Genomic DNA, 22,618 nt, shown 5'->3' with positions numbered 1-22,618 from the left:
ATAAAGATGGTAGATGAAGCTACAAAATACTCTGATGCTGATTTAGCAGAGTTCAAAGAGATAATCCTGAATAAAATTCAAAAAGCACAATTAGATTTAGATTTGATAAAAAGTGCTTATATGAATGACTTAAATAACGGAACTGACGATACTTCGCCAACATTTAAAGCCTTTGAAGAAGGAAGCGAAACAATGTCTAAAGAAGCAAACTCACAACTGGCGATTCGTCAGGAGAAATTCATTCGTGATTTGAAAAATGCACTCTTCCGTGTAGAAAACAAAACCTACGGAGTTTGTAAAGTTACAGGTAAACTAATTGGGAAAGAAAGATTAAAAATCGTTCCTCATGCAACAATGAGCATTGAAGCAAAGAACTTGCAACGATAAATCTCTTGTTAAACAATATTTAACGCTCCATTGGGAGCGTTTTTTTTGATTAAATTGTTATTTTTGCGCCATTAAAATTTATAAAATGTCATTACGAAAAGCGTATCTCCTTATTTTTATCTTATTGCTTGTTGATCAAGTTTCCAAAATATATATTAAAACTAATTTTATTTTAGGTGAAGAGGTTGAAGTATTCAAATGGTTCAAAATTCTGTTCATCGAAAATGAGGGAATGGCTTGGGGAGTTCAAATTCCGGGAGCTTATGGAAAATTATTTTTAACTCTTTTTAGAATTGCAGCCGTTGGTGGAATTGGATATTGGTTGTGGGATTCAGTGAAAAAGAAGAGTTCGGATTACTTAATTGTTGCGATTTCTTTAATTCTTGTTGGCGCTTTCGGGAATATTATTGATTCTGTTTTTTACGGTGTTATTTTTGACGACAGTCAACAACAATTAGCTACTATGTTTTCGGATCAACCCTATGGAACTTGGTTTCATGGAAAAGTAGTAGATATGTTTTACTTTCCTTTTTGGCATGGAAATTTACCAAGTTGGTTACCAATTTGGGGCGGAAAAGAATTTACTTTTTTCAACGCTATTTTCAATGTTGCCGATATGGCTATTTCAACAGGAGTTGGAATCTTGATTTTTTTCAACAAAAAAGCATTTCATCACAATTAGATTTAAGCTTATTCACATTATAAAAAAAAGACCTGTTCATAATTTGAACAGGTCTTTTTTATTAATTTTTATTTTGTCCGGGTGCGTAACGTTTAGCACTTTTTCCTCCATATATTTTTTTAGCTTGTCCTGGGGGCAGTTTTTTAGCCTTATAGGTTGATCTGCTGGTTCCGGTGTGGATGCTACAGTTTGAAAATGAAACTGCAAATAGAATAACCATAACGCTTACGGCAAATCTTGAATTTTTAAATGTTCTCATAACTTGATTAGATTTTATCTGTTGCGAAAGTACGGATTAAAATTAAAACGAGTGAACTTCATTCGGAGTTACGCAATAGTCCAGTTTTACATCGCCTTCAAAAACATCGGTAATCAATTCTTCGGGTTCAAAGAAAGACAGCCCGATTTTGATTACATCCGGTTTACATTCCGATAAAAATTTGTCATAAAATCCTTTACCGTAACCCACCCGATGCCCTTTTTTGTCGAAAGTCAAAAGCGGTACAAAAACTATGTCGATTTTATTGGATTGAACTATTATTCCATCAACAGGTTCCGGGATATTGTATTCATTTTTCTTGATTCGGGTGTTGTCAGTCAATAGGAAATGAGTCATGTTTCGAGTTTCAAAATCAGCTTTGGAAACAATAATCTCCTTGTCTTTTCCGGATAATAAATGCAGAATAAATTCCGTATTTACTTCATGATGTTCTGTAATGGGAAGAAAAATATGGAAATAGGTTTTCTCCCAAATAGGAAGTGTCAGTATTTTATTGGCTACAGCCAAACTCATTTCCTCTATTTCATTTTCGGAAAGGGAATTTCGTAAGGCTTTGTATTTTTGTCGTAACTCTGTTTTGTTCATTTTAAATATTTTATTCTCCTTCTTCTCCAAGAGCATTCGACAAATGATAAATAGCATCGCCTTCGTAAACAATAGGGGAATGATTGGCGTTGATTACGTAACCATCATTTGGCGCTTTGACTTTTCGCTCAAACTTTCCGTACGGATCTGTTATGGTAGCTAGAATTGTTCCCTTTTTTACAAAATTACCAATAGTGTTATAATCGTGCAACAGTCCGGAACATTTGGCTCTGATCCAGCCCGATTTTTCAATATAGATTGAAGGTGATTTTGGTTTGATTACCGTATGTTTTGGATCTAACATGCCAAGGTGAGACAAGAGACGTTTTGCACCATTAACTCCTTCGTCGGCTACGGAATTATTAATATCCAGTGATTTTCCACCCTCAAAAAGCAGCATTTTCACATTCAATTTCTCACTGGAACTTCTGAAAGAACCTGAAATGTTTTTGGAATATAAAGTAAACGGAGCATTAAAAACATCGGCTAATATTTTTAACGGCTCATTGTTCTGGGTAAGACGAATTTGTGGCGCATTGAAACGGCTGGCGCCACCGGCATGAAAGTCAACGGCATATTGTACAATTGGCATAATCTCCTTTAAAATATGAAAGGCAAACCTGCTTGCTAAAGAACCTGTTTTGCTGCCAGGGAAAACCCGGTTTAAATCCCTTCCATCAGGAAATTCTCTGGATTTATTGACAAATCCGTATACATTTATGATAGGAATACAAATGATTGTACCTTTTTTTGGTCGGTTTATTTTCTTGCTGATAATTTGCCGAACGATTTCGACACCATTAATTTCATCTCCATGAATTCCAGCTGAAAAAAGTACGACAGGACCATCAATTTTAGATCGTCTTACAATAACGGGTATGTTCAATTTTGTAGTGGTGTGCAGTCTCGCAATTTCGACATTGATGGTTTTGCTCTCGCCGGGAATAATGCTTTCGCCGAAAATTACGATTGGTGTGATATTGGTTTTTATCATAGGTTCTTGAAAAGATAAAAATAACGATAATAACGAATTAGAAACTAAAATTTTGATAAAAATTTCGGTAGAAAGATTTCAAGTGTATTGATTTGTATTTCGTGATTTTTGAGATTAACTTTGTTACATGAATCCAACTACTTTAGCCTTACAAATCCAAACCTTGCCTGATGGTCCCGGCGTATATCAATATTACGATAAGGAAGGAAAAATTCTGTACGTAGGCAAAGCCAAAAACCTAAAAAAAAGAGTCTCTTCTTATTTTAATAAAATTCATGATACGGCCAAAACCAATGTGCTAGTAAAGAAAATTGTCTCTATAAAACATATTGTGGTTCCTACGGAAACCGATGCGCTGTTATTAGAAAATAACTTGATAAAAACCTTGCAGCCGCGTTACAATGTATTGTTGAGGGATGATAAAAGTTACCCATGGTTGTGTATCAAGAAAGAGCCTTTCTCGCGCATTTTTGCTACCCGAAGAATGGTCAAAGACGGCTCGGAATATTTTGGACCGTACACCAGTTTTAAAACGGTAAGCACTATTTTAGAATTGATTAAAGAGTTGTATCCGCTACGAACTTGCAACTATGATTTGAGTAAAAGCAATATCGAAAGCGGGAAATTCAAGGTTTGTCTTGAATATCATATTGGGAATTGCATGGGACCTTGTGAAGGTCATGAAACTTTAGAAAATTACCAGAAACAAGTGCATGCGATTCGCGAAATTTTAAAAGGGAATTTCAAGGAAAGCATGAAGGATTTCAAACGTGTCATGACGAATCTGGCCGCTGATATGCATTTTGAAGAAGCACAAAAAATAAAAGAGAAAATAGAAATTTTAGAAAACTACCAATCACGTTCTACGATTGTAAATCCAAAAATCACCAATATTGATGTGTTTTCGATTGTTTCGGATGAAAGCGCGGCCTATGTGAATTTCCTGCAAATTTCGCACGGTTCTATTATTCGTTCGCACACGATGGAAATCAAAAAGAAACTCGACGAATCCGATGAAGAATTATTAGAATTGGCGATTATCGAATTGAGAGAGCGTTTTCAATTATTGTCTCGAGAAGTTATTGTTCCGTTTCACGTGGATTTGGGTGAAAACATCAAAATTACAGTTCCACAGTTGGGAGATAAAAAGCAAATTTTGGATTTGTCGATTCGCAACGCTAAATTTTACCGAATTGAACAGTTGAAACAATTGCAAATTGTAGACCCGGATCGCCACACGAAAAGAATTATGGCACAAATGCAAAAAGACTTGCGATTGCCGGTAGAGCCACGACATATCGAATGTTTTGATAACTCGAATATTCAGGGAACGAATCCCGTTGCGGCTTGCGTGGTTTTTAAAGATGGAAAACCAAGCAAAAAAGATTATCGACATTTTAATATAAAAACGGTCGAAGGACCGGATGATTTTGCGTCAATGACCGAAGTCGTTTACAGAAGATACAAACGATTGCTGGATGAAAATCAACCTTTGCCCAATTTGATAATTATTGACGGTGGAAAAGGACAATTGTCATCAGCATTAAAAAGTATTGATGAATTGGGATTACGAGGAAAGATTGCTATAATTGGTATTGCCAAAAGACTGGAAGAGCTATTTTATCCGGGCGATTCTATTCCGTTGTATTTAGATAAAAAATCAGAAACTTTGAAAGTAATCCAGCAATTGCGAAACGAAGCACACCGTTTTGGGATTACGCATCACAGAGATAAAAGGAGTAAAGCAGCGCTGAATTCTTCGATAGAAAGCATTCCTGGAATTGGAGAAAAAACCATGTTGACTCTGATTCAACATTTTAAAAGTGTTAAAAGATTGAAATTAGCGACAGAAAAAGAAATTTCGGACGTTATAGGTATGTCTAAAGCCAAAAAAATTACCGAATTTTACAAGGCTACAAATGAATGATTAATTTAAATTATTGATATTTGGGCAAATACTATCTGATCTGGCCAAATTCTATTACTACCAAATTGCTGTTTATGAAGAAAATTGCGCTGTTACTCCTTATTTTTGCTAGTTTGACTGTGTTTTCGCAAGAGCAAAAGAAGCCAAAAATTGGTTTAGTTTTAAGTGGTGGCGGAGCAAAAGGATTTGCGCATATTGGAGTTTTGAAAGTGTTGGAAGAAGCTGGTGTCAAGATTGATTACATCGGCGGAACAAGTATGGGAGCCGTTATAGGTGGTCTTTATGCTTCTGGTTATAATGCCGGTCAAATTGATTCTATTTTTCAAGCCACAAATTTCAATGAATTACTAAACGATTTTATTCCCAGATCCTCAAAAAATTTTTACGAAAAAAGAAATGACGAATTATACGCGCTCGTTTTGCCGTTTAATAAAATGAAAATTGGAATTCCGGAAGCCTTGTCTAAAGGAATGTACAATTATAATTTATTGAGCAGGATTACTAGAAACGTAAGGCATATCAAAGATTTCAATAAGCTTCCGATTCCTTTTTTGTGTATTGGAACTAATATTGAAACCGGAGAACAAGTGCTGTTGAATAAAGGGAATTTGGCGCAAGCAATGATTGCCAGTTCCGCATTTCCGTCTTTATTTTCTCCTGTGGAAATTGACGGAAAACTGCTGGTGGATGGTGGTGTCATTAATAATTATCCAATTGAGGAAGTTCGAAAATTAGGCGCGGATATTATCATAGGAGTTGATGTACAAGACGATTTATTAGACAGAAATCAACTCAAAGATGCAACGAGAATTTTGGTTCAAATTACAAATCTTCAATCTATTGAAAGGATGAAGAAAAATGTAAAAGAAACTGACGTCTATATTAAGCCGGATATTAAAAATTATGGCGTAGTATCTTTCGATAAAGGAAAGGAAATTATTAGAAAAGGAGAAGAAGCCACATTCTCCGTTTATGAACAAATAAAGTTGCTGGTTGATGAGTCCAATCCCTACAAGAAGCCTAGTCTAAAATTAGCAACAGACAGCTTGCAGATTGTAGATATCAATAGCAATGAATTAGATAATTACACTAAAGAATATGTGATAGGTAAACTAAGGTTTAAACCAGGAGTTAAAACCTGTTATGATGATTTGTTGAAGGGAATAAATAATATCAACGCAACTCAAAACTTCAGTGCTATATCTTATTCATTAGATAAAAATAAAAACGGGGATAATTTAAATCTAACGTTAAAAGAAAATCCTTCAAAAACGGATTTAAAATTTGGACTGCACTATGACAATTTATTCAAGAGTGCTGTTTTGATTAACCTGACGCATAAAAAGACTTTTTTTAAAAATGACAGAACTTCTCTGGATATCGTTTTGGGAGATAATATCAGGTATAATTTAGATTATTATATAGAGAATGGATTTAATTTGAGTTTTGGCTTCAAATCGCAGTTCAATCAATTTAATAGAAACGTAGCCAAAGAAATAAGCAGTTTAGATTTAGGCGCTTTGGGTATAAATGCTATCAATGTTGATTTTCACGACTTGACAAATCAGGCATATTTTCAATCACTATTTGTTCAGAAATTTTTAATAGGAGGAGGAATTGAATTAAAATATTTGAAAATAAAGTCGGAAACATTGGCGAATACGGACCCTATAATTGATAATAGTAATTACTTAAGTCTTTTTGGTTATATGAAATTTGATTCCTTTGACAATAAATATTTTCCTAAAAAAGGATGGTATTTTTCAGGGGACATACAATCGTATTTGGTCTCTTCAAATTATACAGGAGATTTTCAGCCTTTCTCTATTGCAAAAGCTGATTTTGGGGTAGCAGCAACACTTTTTAAAAATGCTACGGTTAAATTTAATACAGATGCTGGTTTCTCCTTTGGTAATGAAAGCGTTTCTTTTTTCAATTTTATTTTGGGAGGTTATGGTTACAATCCTATAAATAATTTTAAATATTTTTATGGGTATGATTATTTGAGCATTGCGGCCAATAGTTATATAAAATCAACAGGAACTATTGATTATGAGTTTTATAAGAACAATCATTTTAATTTTTCGGCAAACTTTGCTAATGTTGGAGACAGAATTTTCGAAACGGTAGATTGGATTTCAATACCTAAATATTCAGGTTATGCAGTAGGTTATGGTCTTGAAACAAGAATTGGGCCCATAGAAATAAAACATTCCTGGTCTCCGGAAAATGCAAAAGGATTTACTTGGTTTAGCATCGGGTTTATGTTTTAATTGTAATTTAATTCAATAATAATTCCGATATTTGTTATCATGAAAACAACTTGGAGCGGTTTATTAGGATATCTGCAATTTCTCATCAAGAGGAATCCTGAATAGATTACATTTTTTTTGATTTAATTAAATAAGTTTAGTTCAATACAACTTTAAACTTTTAAACTTTAACTTTTAAGCAAAAAAATCATGCCTTTATATCATAAATTGGGAAATTTCCCCCAAAAAAGACACACACAATTTGAAAAACCAAATGGCGGTTTATACTACGAACAGCTTTTTGGAACCGAAGGTTTTCACGGTCATTCGTCATTATTATATCACGTTCACAGACCAACACAAGTAAAGGAAATTCTAAAATCCTATTCGGTTGAACCTAAAATTGCCATTGGAAAAAACATAAAATCATTATTACTAAAAGGTTTTGAGCTGAAGCCCGAAGATGATTTTCTAGACAGCCGCAAACCGATGTTAGTCAATAAAGATTGTACGATAGGATTAGCTGCACCAAGACAATCATTGCGCAACTATTTCTATAAAAATGCCGATGCTGATGAAATGATTTTCATCCATAAAGGAAAAGGGAAATTGCGCACGATGATGGGAAATATTCCTTTCGAATATGGTGATTACTTGATTATTCCTCGCGGAATGATTTACCAAATTGACTTTGAAACATCAGAAAACAGACTTTTTTATGTCGAATCCTTTGCACCTTTTTACACGCCAAAAAGATATAAAAACGAATCAGGACAACATTTAGAACATTCACCATTTTGCGAGCGTGACTTCATTTTACCAACAGAGTTAGAAACGCACGATGAAAAAGGAGACTTTCTTATCAAAATCAAAAAAGAAGGAATGATCCATGAATTCGTTTACGCCACGCATCCCTTTGATGTAGTAGGTTGGGACGGATATAATTTTCCTTACGGATTCAACATTCATAATTTTGAGCCTATAACAGGCCGCGTGCACCAGCCGCCGCCGGTTCATCAGACATTTGAAACGTCAACATTTGTAGTTTGTTCGTTCTGTCCACGATTGTATGATTACCATCCAAAAGCAATTCCGGCACCTTACAATCATAGTAATATTGACAGTGATGAGGTTTTGTATTATGTAGATGGCGATTTTATGAGTCGCAACAATATCGAGCAAGGACATATTACTTTGCATCCAAAAGGCATTCCACACGGTCCCGCGCCGGGAGCAATGGAACGTAGCATAGGTCATACAGAAACTCAAGAATTAGCCGTAATGGTCGATACATTTCGCCCATTAATGGTCACTGAAGAAGCCATGGGGTTGGATGATGGTCAGTACTATAAATCTTGGGTAGAGTAATAAGGAGCTATTTCCTGTCTCGTCCTAAAAGACGAGATTACAATCTTTTTTTCGGTTAAAAAAACCTCAAAAAAGGATTTTCACTTTTATCAGGGCTAGGGCTTTAGAATAAATAACAATTTTTTTTTTAAAATTAATAAATCCGTGTACATCTGTTTTATCCGCGTCATCCGCGTTCCAAAACGAAAAGTACCGAATCAAAAAATAAATCACAATGAGCAAAGAAATAAAATCAGTAGAATACGGGCTAGAAAAAATATTTGAAGGAGCACAAGATTTTCTTCCGTTACTAGGAACCGATTATGTGGAATTCTACGTAGGAAATGCAAAACAATCCGCACATTATTATAAAACGGCTTTCGGTTACCAATCTTTGGCGTATGCCGGATTAGAAACTGGAGTACGAGACAGAACATCGTATGTGCTGAAGCAAGATAAGATCCGCATCGTATTAACCACGCCATTAACTCAGGATTCTCCAATTCATGAACATTTGAGAAAACACGGTGACGGAGTAAAAGTGGCGGCACTTTGGGTAGAAGATGCCACAAGTGCTTACGAAGAAACTATGAAACGTGGGGCGCGTTCTTTTATGGAGCCTACTGTGGAGAAAGATGAATTTGGAGAAGTAGTACGTTCCGGGATTTATACCTACGGAGAAACAGTTCACATTTTTGTAGAGCGCAAAAACTATACTGGTGTTTTCTTGCCTGGTTATAAGGAGTGGAAATCTGATTACAATCCAGAACCAACTGGCTTAAAATACATAGACCACATGGTAGGAAATGTGGGTTGGAACGAAATGAATACTTGGGTTAAGTTCTATGAAGACGTCATGGGATTTGTAAATTTCCTTTCTTTTGATGACAAGCAAATCAATACTGAATATTCAGCGTTGATGAGTAAAGTAATGTCCAATGGAAACGGAAGAATTAAATTTCCAATTAATGAACCTGCAGAAGGAAAGAAAAAGTCGCAAATCGAGGAATATTTGGACTTTTATGGCGGACCTGGAATTCAGCATATCGCCATTGCAACGGATGATATTATCAAAACGGTATCGCAATTGAAAGCAAGAGGAATCGAATTCTTATCTGCTCCTCCGCATACGTATTATGAAGCAATTCCAGAACGATTGGGAGAGCACATGAAAATGATGAAAGAAGATTTGAACGAAATCGAAAAGCTTGCCATTATGGTCGATGCCGATGAAGAAGGATATTTACTGCAAATATTTACAAAACCGGTACAAGATAGACCAACCTTGTTTTTTGAAATTATACAAAGAATGGGGGCCAAAGGATTTGGTGCAGGTAACTTTAAAGCGCTATTTGAATCAATCGAGAGAGAACAGCAATTGCGAGGAACGCTATAGAAACGTCTTATTTTTACACATTGTGAAAAAATAACCGATGAACAGCGTGTTTTTTTGTAAATGTTGTGTTAAACTTTATTTTTCACTAAAATAACTGAATTTGTTAGCTACCTTTGCACTCGCAAAAAGGGAAGGGGTGGTTTCCTTCCTGATTTCATATAAATTTCATAGTTTATAGTTTTTTGGTTAGTTAATAGCATAAAAACTCAGTCATTATTTGACTGAGTTTTTTTGTTTTAATATATTTGGAACAAAATTTGCTATTAGAGTCAATAAATTGACGAATAAAGTAATGATGAAAAAAATAATACTATTCTTTGTAGTGATATTGACCGTAAGTTTTGATTCTCCAAAAGAGGATGCTTATGATGTGGGGGAGTGGTTTAAATTTCGAATTCATTATGGAATAGTAAATGCCGGCTACGCCACATTAGAGGTGAAAGATGCTACAGTAAATAACAAAAAAACGTTTCATGTTGTAGGCAGAGGATATACTACCGGAATGTCACGATTTTTCTTCAAAGTAGACGATTTATACGAAAGTTATATTGATAAGGATACCAGAAACCCATACCAGTTTGTCCGAAAAATTAATGAAGGCGGGTATACTAAAAACCAAGAAGGCTTTTTTAATCAATCTACAAATAAAGTTCTTGTCAAAGATTACAAACATAAAACAGAAAAAACAATTTACGTTCCTAAGAACACACAAGACATTTTGTCCACCTTTTATTATCTAAGGAATTATCCTGGAATAGATAAGTTAAGAATTGGAGAGTCTGTTGCGATTGATATGTTTTTTGATGATGAAACGACAAAATTTAAACTTAAGTTTATAGGTCGTGAAAACATTGCAACTAAATTTGGAGTGGTATCAACAATGGTTTTTAGACCTTTGGTACAATCAGGACGTGTTTTTAAAGAACAAGAAAGTCTTACCGTTTGGATTTCAGATGACGATAATAAATTACCTATCAGAATAAAAGCCAGCTTGGCAGTAGGTTCAATAAAAGCAGATATAGATGCATATAGAGGATTGAAAAATCCTTTTAAAACAAATAAATAATGAATAACATTGATAGTTCAGAAGCGATTTTAAAAGAAATTGAAATTAAATACCAAGCAATAAATCAAAAAACAGAGACGCAACTGGAAGGATTATTATGGTCAAAACCAATTACATATTGGGATTATATCCAAACAGATGCTTTGTTGAATCTGCAAATTCAAAGAACTACACTTCCTGACGAAATGGTTTTTATTATGTATCATCAGGTGAATGAATTGATATTTAAGATGATACTTTGGGAAATGCGTCAGATTTCCTATTGTGAAAATATTCAAACTGATTTTTTTACTGAAAGATTAATGAGAATCAGCCGCTATTTCGATATGCTAACGACTTCTTTCAGTATTATGGGAGATGGAATGGAGGTAGATCAATATATGAAGTTTAGAAATACGTTAACCCCTGCCAGCGGTTTTCAAAGTGCGCAATACCGTTTAATAGAATTTTCTTCTACAGACCTAATAAATCTTATTGATCACCGTTATAGAGATTCAATAGACAGAAATACGCCTTATGAATTTGCGTTAGAGCATTTGTATTGGCAAGCAGCCGGAAAAGATTATCATACCGGTAAAAAATCTTTTCTATTGGAGGAATTCGAAAGAAAATATAAGAAGATGTTCTTAAATCATATGGAAGAATATAACACCATAAATATTTGGCAAAAATTCAAACAACTTCCAGATTTAGATCAAAAAAATCCAGAGTTAATATTAGCGATGCGTCATTATGACCATACAGTGAATATTACTTGGGTAATGCAACATTTAAATACGGCAAAGAAATATATAGATCAGAGCGGTAAAGGAGATGGTGAAGCGACAGGAGGAAGTGACTGGAAAAAATACATGCATCCAAAATACCAACGCAGAATATTTTTTCCGGAATTATGGTCGGCAGATGAGTTAGCGCAATGGGGAGAAGAAAAATAATTTGAATAAAAAAACATAGTTTGAAACAAGTATTATTAGCAATTATAGTATTATTTTCTTTGATTTCTTGTAATAAATCTGAAGAGATTCTGGAAAAAGAAATTATAAAACCAGCAGTTAAGAAGATAGAGTTTGGGTTTAAATATTCTGATTTTAATGTTGTTCAGGATACTATAAAAAAAGGAGACACTTTTGGGACTTTACTAGAAGGACAAAATATTGGTGAGCGAGAAGTATATGATATTATCGCTAAGGTAAAAGACACTTTTGATGTGAGAACAATCAGGGTAAACAAGCCTTTTACAATGCTTCGGTCAAAAAACAAGAAGAATGATTTACAGGTTTTTATCTATCAGCCGGATGCGTTAAACTATTATGTAGTTGATTTACGTGACACGGCTGTTGTTGCTTATAAAAAAACAAAACCCATTACTATTAAACGTCGCACCATTGGTGGCGTTTTGAAAGAATCATTGTCAGAAACCTTAGGCAATGCCAAGATTGAAGGAGCATTGGCGAGTAAAATCTCTAAAATTTACGCATATTCCATCGATTTTATGAAACTCAAAAAAGGGGATCGTTTTGCGATAACTTTTACGGAGCGATTCATAAATGATAGTGTTTATGACGGAGTAGAAGAACTGGAAGCTTCCTTTTTTGAATACAAAGGAAAAATTATTTATGCATTTCCTTTTGCCCAAAATCCGGATTCAGACAAAATAGAATATTACGATGAAGATGGAAAAACCTTGAAAAATTTCTTTCTTAAGTCTCCAATAAAATTCAGTAGAATATCCTCTCGATTTTCAACGAGTAGATTTCATCCTGTTCAGCACAGATGGAAAGCACATAAAGGAACTGATTATGCAGCGCCACGCGGTACCCCTATTACTGCAACAGCAGGCGGAGTTGTGGAGCAAAGTGGTTTTACTGCCGGAAACGGGAATTTTGTAAAAGTGAAACACAACGGAACATACTCAACACAATACTTGCACATGTCTAAAATATTGGTAAGAAGAGGACAACGTGTCAGTCAAGGACAGGTTATTGGTTTAGTAGGAAGCACAGGTTTAGCAACTGGTCCCCATGTATGTTATCGATTTTGGAAAAATGGTGTACAGGTTGATGCGTTGAGATTAAAATTACCAACCGGCGAACCTATGACCGGGAATAATAAAAGTCGTTTTATTAAACAAATAACTCCGTTAAAATTTCAATTAGACAGTGTTGCTAATTTATAATACTATAATATAAATTGACAAAAAAAATATTTAGTTTAAAAATAGAAACACTTGATGTGCTTATTGGACGACTACTATTTAGTGTTTTTCCTGCTAAATTGTTATATAATCATAAACTCATTTAGCATTAAAAGTAATTTCAGTATTTTTGCCACATTAAAATAATACTACAAACTACCTAATAAATGGCTTTAAATACAATAAACCCAACAGAAACGAGCGCTTGGAAGAAACTTGAAATGCATTACAATGAAATGCAAAAAGCTTCTATGCAAGAATTATTTCAATTGGACGCAAACAGAACTGAAAAATTCAATTTGAAATGGAATGAATTTTTAATTGACTATTCAAAAAATATTATCAATCAGGAAACACTTCAGTTGTTATTGCAATTAGCAGATGAAGTAGGACTTAAAAGTGCTATTACCGACTATTTTGATGGTGCAATAATCAATCAAACCGAAAATAGAGCCGTACTTCATACTGCATTACGAGCCAAAGAAGCAGCAATTATAAATGTTGATGGCGATAATGTAGTTTCTGAAATTTATGAAGTAAAAAGCAAAATAAAAGCATTTACGAATGAAGTTACTTCCGGTGAAAGAACTGGTTACACGGGAAAATCTTTTACGGATGTTGTTAATATAGGTATTGGAGGTTCTGATTTAGGTCCTGCTATGGCTGTTGAAGCATTACAATTTTATAAAAATCATCTAAATGTTCATTTTGTTTCAAATGTGGATGGCGATCATGTAAATGAGATTATTAAAAAATTAAATCCAGAAACGACTCTCTTTGTAATTGTTTCTAAAACGTTTACCACACAAGAGACATTGACTAATTCTGAAACTATCAGAAAATGGTTTTTAGAATCAGCTACTCAAGAAGATGTAGCGAAGCATTTTGTTGCGGTTTCTACCAATATCCAAAAAGTAACAGAGTTTGGGATAAACCCCGATAATGTATTTCCTATGTGGGATTGGGTTGGCGGGAGATTCTCTTTGTGGAGTGCCGTTGGACTTACGATAAGTTTAGCCGTTGGATACGATAATTTTGATGAATTGTTAGAAGGGGCGAATGAAATGGACGAACATTTCAAAACGGCTGATTTCGACCAAAATATGCCGGTAATATTAGCTTTATTGAGTGTTTGGTACAATAATTTTTTTGGTGCCGAAAGTGAAGCCTTGATTCCGTACACACAATATTTACAAAAATTAGCGCCTTATTTACAACAAGGAACAATGGAAAGTAATGGTAAAAGTGTTGGACGTGATGGGAAGCCAGTAAATTATCAAACGGGAACTATTATTTGGGGAGAACCGGGAACGAATGCGCAACACGCTTTTTTTCAGTTAATTCATCAGGGAACAAAATTAATTCCTGCAGATTTTATTGGTTTTGTGACTCCTTTATACGGTGATAATGATCATCATGACAAACTAATGTCTAACTTTTTTGCACAGACAGAAGCGTTAATGCATGGAAAATCTGGAGAACAAGTTCAGGCTGAATTTGATAAACAAGGTATTTCAGAAGACAAAGCTAAATTTCTTTTACCGTTTAAAGTTTTTGCGGGGAATAAGCCTACCAATACTATTCTAATCCAAAAATTATCTCCAAAAACTTTAGGTTCTTTGATAGCTTTGTATGAGCACAAGATTTTTGTACAAGGAATTATCTGGAATATTTTTAGTTTTGATCAGTGGGGAGTGGAATTGGGCAAACAATTAGCTAATTCTATATTGGAGGAAATTAATACTAAAACGGTTAAAAATCATGATAGTTCTACAGCCTTTTTATTGAATCATTTTCTGATGAATAAATAAGATAATTGATGTTGTTTGTTTTTATAATTTCATAAGATTTTTATGATTTCAAATTTTCTTGCTTTTTTTAATATTTTAAAGAAGTCAAAAACCCTGATTTTATCTAAATCAGGGTTTTTTATTTATAAGTTACTCTGTTTTAGTAATTTTTTAAAAAATAGCGCTTTTTTTAACTTAAATTTATTTTTGCTTTTAGTGTTAAAATATTAGCAAAAAATCAGTGTAATAAACAATAATTATATTTTTTAGTAAAAAAATCTTAAAATTTATTTTAAGAAAAAAATCCTATTTGAAAATATGCTTTTCTTAACGTTGTGTTAACTTTTTAAACTAAAAATGTTATATTTTTGCCAAATATTAATAAACTAAACAATATGAAAAAATTATTAAAATTATTTTTAATTCTAGTTGTGCTAATGTGTGCTAACTCTGGAGTTTATGCTCAGGGTAACACTACCTCTTCTATTAGTGGTAATGTTTATGATAAGGACTCTCAAACCTTACCAGGAGCTTCAATTCTTGCAACACACACTCCATCAGGTACTCGATACTCTGCGTCTACAGATGGTACAGGTAACTTCAGAATCTCGAATATGAGAGTTGGAGGTCCATATAAAATTGTAATTACTTTTGTTGGATTTAAAACTTTTGAAGATAGTGATGTTTATCTTCAATTAGGTGATACTAAAGATTTTAAAGTTGTATTGCAAGAAGAATCAAATGAATTACAAGAAGTTGTAGTTAGAACTTCAAGAGATAATACTTTTAATTCACAAAGAACTGGAGCTCAAACAGTAATTAATTCAGATAAGATTAAAGCATTGCCTTCTTTATCTAGAAATATCTCAGATTTTGCTAGACTAACACCACAAGCTCAATTAAGAGGTGATGATGTTTTATCTATTGGAGGTCAAAACAACAGATTCAACGCTATTTATATTGATGGAGCTGTGAGTAATGACGTTTTTGGATTAGCTGCAAATGGAACTAATGGAGGTCAAACAGGAGTAAGTCCTATCTCTATTGATGCAATTGAGCAATTTCAAGTAAGTGTAGCTCCTTATGATGTAAAACTATCTGGTTTTGCAGGTGGAGCAATTAGTGCAATTACTCGTTCAGGAACTAATAATTTTGAAGGGTCTGCTTATTTTTTTAATAGAGATGAATCTTTAGCAGCAAAAACACCTCCATCATTAGTAGGAGTTAATGGAAGACAAAAATTAGCTGATTTCTCAGCGCAGACTTATGGTGTTCGTGCTGGTGGATCAATCGTAAAAGATAAATTGTTTTATTTCATCAATTATGAAAAACAAGACAATGAAACTCCACAACCATTTGACCCTTCCACTTATACAGGATTATCATTAAATAGATTAGGAGAATTAAGAACTAAACTTGCTTCTTATGGCTATGATCCAGGTTCTTTTGAAAATAACGTAAGAACACTTGTAAGTGATAAAATCATTGGTAAATTAGACTGGAATATTAATGACAATCACAAATTGTCTTTAAAACACAGTTATGTAAAGGCTGAGAATTTTTCACCAAGTAGATCTTCTGCAACTTCAATAAGTTTTATAAATGGTAGTCAGTTGTTTAATTCTACAACTAATTCTACGGCTTTAGAATTAAATTCAAGATTTGGGAATAAATTTTCAAATAATTTAGTTGTTGCTTACACTAATGTAATCGACGATAGAGATGCAGCTGGAGATCCATTTCCTTCTGTACAGATTTTTGATGGTGCTAATCAAAGTATTTTCTTTGGAGCTGAAGGTTTTTCAACAGCAAATTTCTTAAGTCAAAAAACATTGACTATTTCAGATAATTTTGAAATTAATGCTGGAATGAGTAAAATAACTATTGGTACTCACAATGAATTTTCATCTTCTAGAAATGTTTTCTTTGGTAACAATTTCGGATCATACAGATATGCTACTTTAAATGATTTTTTAAATGATGCAAAACCGAATAGATTTCAATTAAACTATTCTTTAATTGGTGGTGAAGGTGATGATTCTCAAGGAGCAGCTGAATTTGGAACAAAACAATTCGGATTCTACGTTCAAAATGATATGAAACTTAACAGTAAACTTAGAGTTTCTTATGGTGTTAGGGTAGATATTCCTGTATGGGAAGACGGAGTAGGAAATGCTGATTTTAATAACAGAACAATACCTTTGTTACAGGCTGCTGGTAAAAATTTACAAGGAGCAACTGTTGGAGAAGGTATCAGAAATTCTGCTCACTTTGCACCACGTTTTGGATTTAATTACGATCTTAACGGAAAAAAATCTACTCAGTTTAGAGGTGGATTTGGTATATTTACTTCTAGATTACCTCTAGTGTGGCCAGGTGGTACTTACAATAACAATGGTGTTTCTCAAGGAGCTATTTCTATAACAAGCCCTACTGGAATGCCTACATTTAATCCAAATCCAAGTGTTGCTAGTCAAATTGCACCGCTTCCGGCATCATTCCCACGTCCAGGTTCAGGACGTACTGGAGGTAATGTTGATTTATTTGCAAAAGATTTCAAGTTACCTCAAGTATTCAAAGCGAGTTTTGCTGTTGATCAAAAATTACCATTAGGTTTCGTTTTGACATCTGAAATTACTTACAATGATAATATTAGTGCAATCACTTATGAGAATTTGAATATTAGAGCTGCTTCAAGCTATTTAACGGGAGCTGATACTAGACCTCGTTATAATGGAAACAGCAGGGTAGATCCTTCTTATTTAGGAGTGTATCTTGCTTCAAATACAGATGAAGGGAAAGCATATAATATAGCTTTTACATTGGCTAAAAATTTCAGATCTGATTTCATTGATGCTAACATTTCTGGAACTTATTCTTACGGTAAGTCTACTGTTCTACTTGATGCAACATCTTCTCAAAACAGTTCACAATGGAATAATACTGAAACGGTTAATGGTGCAAACTATTTGGCGCTCTCAAGATCTGATTTCGATCCAGGAAGAAGAGTTATTTCTAATGGTAATGCAACATTCAAATGGAGTAAATTCACTAAATCTAGATTAGGTGTATTCTACGAAGGTGCTCAAGGAACTCCAATCAGTTATGTTTATAATGATTCAGGTCGTTTATTACAAGATACTTTCTCTAACTCGGCATTGATTTATATTCCTGCTGCACAAAGTGAGATTAGATTAGTTTCTACTACTGCAAATACTTTAACTCCTCAACAACAATGGGACGCTTTAAGTGCTTTCATTGAAGGGAATGAGTATTTAAGAGGTAGAAAAGGAGGTTATGCTGAGCGTAATGGTGACCGTTTAAAAACAAGTCATGTTGTAGATTTAAAATTCGCTCAAGAATTTACTTTTAACATTGGTAAAAAGAAACATACATTAGAGTTCACTGCTGATATTTTTAACTTTACAAACCTTTTAAATAAAGATTGGGGTAAAAGATATTTTACAAGTAATGACCAAGTACAGTTGTTAACACAAGTTGGTTTCTTAACAGGTACTAACACACCAACATTTAGTTATAATCCTACTGTAGGAAATAGTATTAACCAAGTTGATGATGTTGGTCTTAACTCTTCAAGATGGCAAATGCAAACTGGTGTTCGTTATACGTTCAACTAGTTTAGTTTAAAATAATGTAACCCTCATTTCAATTGAAATGAGGGTTTTTTTTATGTCTTTTTTTCTTATATTTGTTAAAACAAAAACAGTATTTATGTACGATTTCATTCAAAAATTTCATTCTGGTTGGGCTTATCTAGCACTTTTAGTATTAGTAATTGCAGTGGTTAATTCCTTAATCGGGATGTCTTCTAAAAAAGATTTTACTTCAAAAGATCGGAAAATTGCATTGTTTGCTTTAATAGCAATACACACTCAATTATTAGTTGGTTTTATTTTATATTTCGTGTCTCCTAACGGATTAGATATGATAAAAGCAGTAGGAATGGGTGGATTAACAACTGAAAGTAGATTGCTAGCTTTAGAGCATCCATTAATCAATATTATTGCCATAACATTAATTACAATTGGTTGGTCTAAGCACAAAAAATTAATAGCTAGTGAATCAAAATTCAAAACTTTCTCTATTTTTTATGGTTTAGGATTATTACTTATTTTAAGTAGGATTCCATGGAAAATTTGGTTTTAAAAACCAATTAAAGCTCTAGGAATAGGGCTTTTTTTATCTAGGTATGGTTTTTGTAAAATAGATTTAACTAATACGATATATATGAAAAAATCAATAACATTATTTTTTTTACTTGCAATTATTAGCTTAGTCAGCAGCCAAAGTTCAACCTCAGAAAAACAAAAAGCAGCAACCCAAAAAGATACGCTTAAGAAAGGTAAAGCAAGTATTGAATTGGAAGAAAACAAAATAGATTCTTTAATTACTTCATTAGGAAAATTTAAAATCTATAAAAAAGAAGCACATGCATCCTATTATGCAGATAAATTTAATGGAAGACGGACTACAAGCGGGAGGAAATTTGATAATAACAAATATACTGCAGCACATAAAAAACTTCCTTTTGGTACAAAAGTAAAAGTGACCAATGAAAAAAATGGAAAGTCCGTGATTGTTGAAATTACTGATAGAGGACCATTTGTTAAATCAAGAGAAATCGATCTTTCAAAACGTGCATTTATGGATATAGCCTCCAATAAAGGCAGTGGAGGTATGCAAGTAACAATAGCGCTATTAAGTAACTAAATTACCAGTTTTTGTATGGATTAGTGCTTAAATATGCGTTGTAATAGCGATTAATATTTGTCACTTCTTCACCCAACCAATTAGGTTTTTCAAAAGTTTCCGTTTCAGAACCAAGCTCAATTTCAGCGACAATTAATCCTTCATTTTCACCATAAAATTCATCAATCTCAAAAACATGGTTGCCTTGTTTTACCTCAAAACGGGTTTTGTCAATAACACCTTTTTCGCATAACAATAATAATTCCTTTGCTTCGGTAACAGGAATTTCTTTTTCCCACTCAAAACGGGACATACCGGAATCATTTGAAATTCCTTTTATGGTCAAATACCCTTTGTCGCCTTTTATACGTACTCGCACCGTGCGTTCTGGGGCCGAACTTAAATAGCCTTGTGCAATGTGATTTTGAGCAAAAGCTACTGCCTTAAACGAATCGTCTGTAACCAAAAATTTTCTTTCTATTTCAATCATTTTAATGTTATATAAGTATTTAGAGCAATTTCCAGCTATTCGTTTCAATTTCTCAATCATAAAACTTTTTTTCTATTTTTAAAAAAGGAGCTTCTTAGGTCGCTCTTTTTAAAAAGAAAAAATAGTTTTTCTCAATCGAAGATTTCCACTTCTATCTGGGCTAATCCAGAAACTCAAAGGTATCAAATATTTCCATTTTTAATGCTCTACTATCTTTTGTCATAATCGTATAATAAAAAGTGGTTATAATATTGTACCTTAAATTTGCTTTCGTAGCAACGAAATTTAATACGTTAATTATGTATAAAGCATAGTTTGCGTCTAGTTAACAGTTATTTTATGAATAAGTTAATGGAAGTTATTGCGTCGATTTGTATTTTTACAAAAACCGAATGAATTTAAACATGCCAATTTTTAAAGTAAAATCTAAGCCAACACCAGCAACACTACTAATCAAGTTTTTTGGAGAAAGCCAATCGTGGCGTGAAACAGATGATAATTTAGAACCTTTAATCGAATTAATTAGGCAGATAAGACCTTTGAAAATAAAAAATCTGGAAACGGTCAATTTGCAAGAAATCATTTCCTTCTTTAATGAAAATGATTCTTGCAGGGAACAATTCTCAATATATCTCAAAGAAATACTAAAAGACAAGAAATTCAATAAAATACTTTCTGATGCGGCTATTCTGCAAGATGTAGATTTTATATTTGAAGTCAAAAAAAGAATATTCGCTAAATTGTTACCGTATCAGCCCCAAAAAGATACTTTAGAATATATCTTGAATCAGGTTTTTTATAGGGCCAATGATACCATTTGGATCAACAAAATTCCATCCAATCAATTGGAAGAATTATATGGAATTTTAAAATTCAAATCAATTTACGAAAGCGTTGAACCTAATTCAGTTTTATCGGAAGTATTAGTTGCAATGGATTTAATCACGCAACGCATTAGTGGTCGTGCCTTGGAAACGGATGTTATCAAAATGGTGCCGGAATTTGATGATTACGAAAGTCCTTTTACAGCTTTTGAAAAGGAATTATTCATGATTGAAGACCGAATCAGGAATTCTGAAAATCATTTTATTAAGCCAGATGATTTGTCCTATGCGCAGTTATTAGTTTTACATAAGCAATGTGAAGACTTTGTGGAGAAAGCATTTCACAACAGTTCAAAATATGGGATTTCGCTTCGTGTAAATCAGAATTTATTGAAAATTAGACAGCAATTAGTGCGACTTAAATTTTTAGTTTCGTTGTTAATTATAGAAAAAGGGACTGATAAAAAAAATAATGGAATTGTATTGGCTCTGCACTTAATTAAGTACAATTGCTATAAGAATAATGTCAGGAAGTTTATTGGTGAAAGCACCCAACTCATTTCCTATGAAATAACGCAACATACGGCTAAAACCGGGGAACATTATATCACCGAGAGTAAACAGGAGTATTTCAAGATGTTTAGGACGGCTTTAGGAGGAGGATTTATAGTAGGGATTTTATGTATTATTAAAGTGTTACTTTCTAAAGCTGATACAAGTTTTTTTGGGCATGCTTTTCTGTACAGTGTGAATTATGCTTTTGGATTTATTGCTATTTATCTTTTAGGTTTTACGCTGGCGACAAAACAACCGGCGATGACAGCTTCTGCTTTAATTAAAGCGTTAGAGGAAGGTGTCATAAAAAAAGGAAAAGATGCCGAAAAGTACAAAGCTTTTGCTATTCTTTTTGCACGTGTATTTCGTTCTCAGTTTATCGCTTTTGTGGGGAATGTAATCATGGCTTTCCCAGTTTCACTACTTGGAATCTGGGGTATTGATTATGCGTTTCAGTATAATATTGCTGCCACTAAATGGGAAGGGCTACTTATTGATTTGAGTCCTATTCATTCCTTAGCCATATTTCATGCGGCTATTGCCGGAGTATTTTTGTTTTTATCAGGAATCATCTCAGGAAGTATTGCAAACAGGGATAAGCACAATCAAGTGTATTTCCGAATTACTGAACACCCTTTGCTGAAAAGGAGTTTGGGGAAAGATAGGACGATTAAATTAGCTAAATTATATAGAAAAAGATGGGCTGGGATTATTTCAAATTTCTGGTTTGGAATATTCATGGGAAGTACAGCATCTATAGGCTTGTTCTTAGGATTGAATCTTGATATTCGACATATTACTTTTGGTAGCGGAAACCTTGCTTTGGCATTATACGGTGCGAATTATGCAGTAAGTAACTCCATGTTATTTTGGGGTATTTTTGGTATTGGTGTTATAGGATTGGTTAACTTTATGGTGAGTTTTAGTCTTTCGCTGGGACTGGCATTTCGTTCAAGAGCCATCTCAGTATTCGAATTGCGATTTGTTACAGTTTCCATTTGGAATCATTTCAAGTCGAGACCTATTAGCTTCTTTTTTCCAACAGAAAAGAAAAATAAATCGGTAATTGTAGAGAATTATTTGCATGTTGAAGATCAAAAATAATTTTTAGCGTTACTAAATCTTTCAAAAATAGTATA

Annotated in this window: 18 protein-coding genes; 14 read left to right on the top strand and 4 right to left on the bottom strand. The window is 33.5% G+C overall.

The window, feature by feature from the left end; genetic code table 11:
- Positions 1 to 6 precede the first annotated feature (6 nt).
- Positions 7 to 387 (top strand): TraR/DksA family transcriptional regulator, encoded by a 381-nt coding sequence (locus ACNQF8_RS03430; protein ID WP_315206130.1) that lies wholly within the window; start codon positions 7 to 9, stop codon positions 385 to 387.
- 85 nt (positions 388 to 472) lie between these two features.
- Positions 473 to 1,069 carry a lipoprotein signal peptidase gene (locus ACNQF8_RS03425; RefSeq protein ID WP_315206134.1) on the top strand — a complete coding sequence of 199 codons (597 nt, stop codon included), beginning with the start codon at positions 473 to 475 and terminating at the stop codon, positions 1,067 to 1,069.
- A 61-nt stretch (positions 1,070 to 1,130) separates the two neighbouring features.
- Here ACNQF8_RS03425 and ACNQF8_RS03420 read toward each other — a convergent pair whose 3' ends face one another.
- The 3 genes from ACNQF8_RS03420 to ACNQF8_RS03410 are packed head-to-tail and all read right to left on the bottom strand — an operon-like array spanning position 1,131 to position 2,928.
- On the bottom strand, positions 1,131 to 1,328 hold the full coding sequence (locus tag ACNQF8_RS03420; protein WP_131990566.1) for a hypothetical protein: 198 nt from the start codon (positions 1,326 to 1,328) through the stop codon (positions 1,131 to 1,133).
- A gap of 42 nt (positions 1,329 to 1,370) precedes the next feature.
- Positions 1,371 to 1,934: a 5-formyltetrahydrofolate cyclo-ligase gene (locus tag ACNQF8_RS03415; RefSeq protein ID WP_417950806.1), complete on the bottom strand. Its 564-nt coding sequence runs from the start codon at positions 1,932 to 1,934 to the stop codon at positions 1,371 to 1,373.
- Between the two features lie 10 nt (positions 1,935 to 1,944).
- Positions 1,945 to 2,928, bottom strand: a complete 984-nt coding sequence (locus ACNQF8_RS03410) for a succinylglutamate desuccinylase/aspartoacylase family protein (RefSeq protein ID WP_417950805.1) — start codon at positions 2,926 to 2,928, stop codon at positions 1,945 to 1,947.
- 127 nt (positions 2,929 to 3,055) lie between these two features.
- Between ACNQF8_RS03410 and uvrC the strand changes: the two genes are divergently transcribed.
- The 11 genes from uvrC to ACNQF8_RS03355 all read left to right on the top strand — a co-directional run bounded on the left by uvrC (position 3,056) and on the right by ACNQF8_RS03355 (position 19,631).
- On the top strand, positions 3,056 to 4,855 hold the full coding sequence (gene uvrC, locus ACNQF8_RS03405; protein ID WP_417952903.1) for an excinuclease ABC subunit UvrC: 1,800 nt from the start codon (positions 3,056 to 3,058) through the stop codon (positions 4,853 to 4,855).
- Positions 4,856 to 4,929: 74 nt separating this feature from the next.
- Positions 4,930 to 7,128: a patatin-like phospholipase family protein gene (locus ACNQF8_RS03400; protein ID WP_417950803.1), complete on the top strand. Its 2,199-nt coding sequence runs from the start codon at positions 4,930 to 4,932 to the stop codon at positions 7,126 to 7,128.
- Between the two features lie 189 nt (positions 7,129 to 7,317).
- The gene (locus ACNQF8_RS03395) at positions 7,318 to 8,475 is read left to right on the top strand and encodes a homogentisate 1,2-dioxygenase (RefSeq protein ID WP_417950802.1); all 1,158 of its coding nucleotides are present in this window, start codon (positions 7,318 to 7,320) and stop codon (positions 8,473 to 8,475) included.
- A 214-nt stretch (positions 8,476 to 8,689) separates the two neighbouring features.
- On the top strand, positions 8,690 to 9,850 hold the full coding sequence (gene hppD, locus ACNQF8_RS03390; RefSeq protein WP_417950801.1) for a 4-hydroxyphenylpyruvate dioxygenase: 1,161 nt from the start codon (positions 8,690 to 8,692) through the stop codon (positions 9,848 to 9,850).
- Between the two features lie 295 nt (positions 9,851 to 10,145).
- Positions 10,146 to 10,916, top strand: coding sequence for a DUF3108 domain-containing protein (locus ACNQF8_RS03385; protein ID WP_315206224.1), 771 nt, complete (start codon positions 10,146 to 10,148; stop codon positions 10,914 to 10,916).
- The gene (locus ACNQF8_RS03380) at positions 10,916 to 11,851 is read left to right on the top strand and encodes a tryptophan 2,3-dioxygenase family protein (RefSeq protein ID WP_417950799.1); all 936 of its coding nucleotides are present in this window, start codon (positions 10,916 to 10,918) and stop codon (positions 11,849 to 11,851) included. Before ACNQF8_RS03385 ends, ACNQF8_RS03380 begins: the two co-directional genes overlap by 1 nt.
- Before the next feature lie 20 nt (positions 11,852 to 11,871).
- The gene (locus tag ACNQF8_RS03375) at positions 11,872 to 13,092 is read left to right on the top strand and encodes a M23 family metallopeptidase (protein ID WP_315206161.1); all 1,221 of its coding nucleotides are present in this window, start codon (positions 11,872 to 11,874) and stop codon (positions 13,090 to 13,092) included.
- Between the two features lie 185 nt (positions 13,093 to 13,277).
- Positions 13,278 to 14,921 carry a glucose-6-phosphate isomerase gene (pgi, locus tag ACNQF8_RS03370; protein ID WP_417952902.1) on the top strand — a complete coding sequence of 548 codons (1,644 nt, stop codon included), beginning with the start codon at positions 13,278 to 13,280 and terminating at the stop codon, positions 14,919 to 14,921.
- A gap of 374 nt (positions 14,922 to 15,295) precedes the next feature.
- Positions 15,296 to 18,538, top strand: a complete 3,243-nt coding sequence (locus ACNQF8_RS03365; protein ID WP_417950796.1) for a TonB-dependent receptor — start codon at positions 15,296 to 15,298, stop codon at positions 18,536 to 18,538.
- Between the two features lie 94 nt (positions 18,539 to 18,632).
- Positions 18,633 to 19,067, top strand: a complete 435-nt coding sequence (locus ACNQF8_RS03360) for a hypothetical protein (RefSeq protein ID WP_417950795.1) — start codon at positions 18,633 to 18,635, stop codon at positions 19,065 to 19,067.
- Between the two features lie 81 nt (positions 19,068 to 19,148).
- Positions 19,149 to 19,631: a septal ring lytic transglycosylase RlpA family protein gene (locus tag ACNQF8_RS03355; RefSeq protein WP_417952901.1), complete on the top strand. Its 483-nt coding sequence runs from the start codon at positions 19,149 to 19,151 to the stop codon at positions 19,629 to 19,631.
- Position 19,632: 1 nt separating this feature from the next.
- Here ACNQF8_RS03355 and ACNQF8_RS03350 read toward each other — a convergent pair whose 3' ends face one another.
- Positions 19,633 to 20,100 (bottom strand): CYTH domain-containing protein, encoded by a 468-nt coding sequence (locus ACNQF8_RS03350; RefSeq protein ID WP_417950793.1) that lies wholly within the window; start codon positions 20,098 to 20,100, stop codon positions 19,633 to 19,635.
- Between the two features lie 404 nt (positions 20,101 to 20,504).
- Here ACNQF8_RS03350 and ACNQF8_RS03345 point away from each other — a divergent pair, with 404 nt between their 5' ends.
- Complete coding sequence (locus ACNQF8_RS03345) at positions 20,505 to 22,583, top strand: recombinase (protein WP_417983458.1); 2,079 nt, start codon at positions 20,505 to 20,507, stop codon at positions 22,581 to 22,583.
- The last annotated feature ends 35 nt before the right edge of the window (positions 22,584 to 22,618 follow it).

It is taken from the genome of Flavobacterium labens, assembly GCF_048286755.1.
Lineage (GTDB): Bacteria > Bacteroidota > Bacteroidia > Flavobacteriales > Flavobacteriaceae > Flavobacterium.
This window is presented reverse-complemented; position numbering and strand designations above follow the sequence as displayed.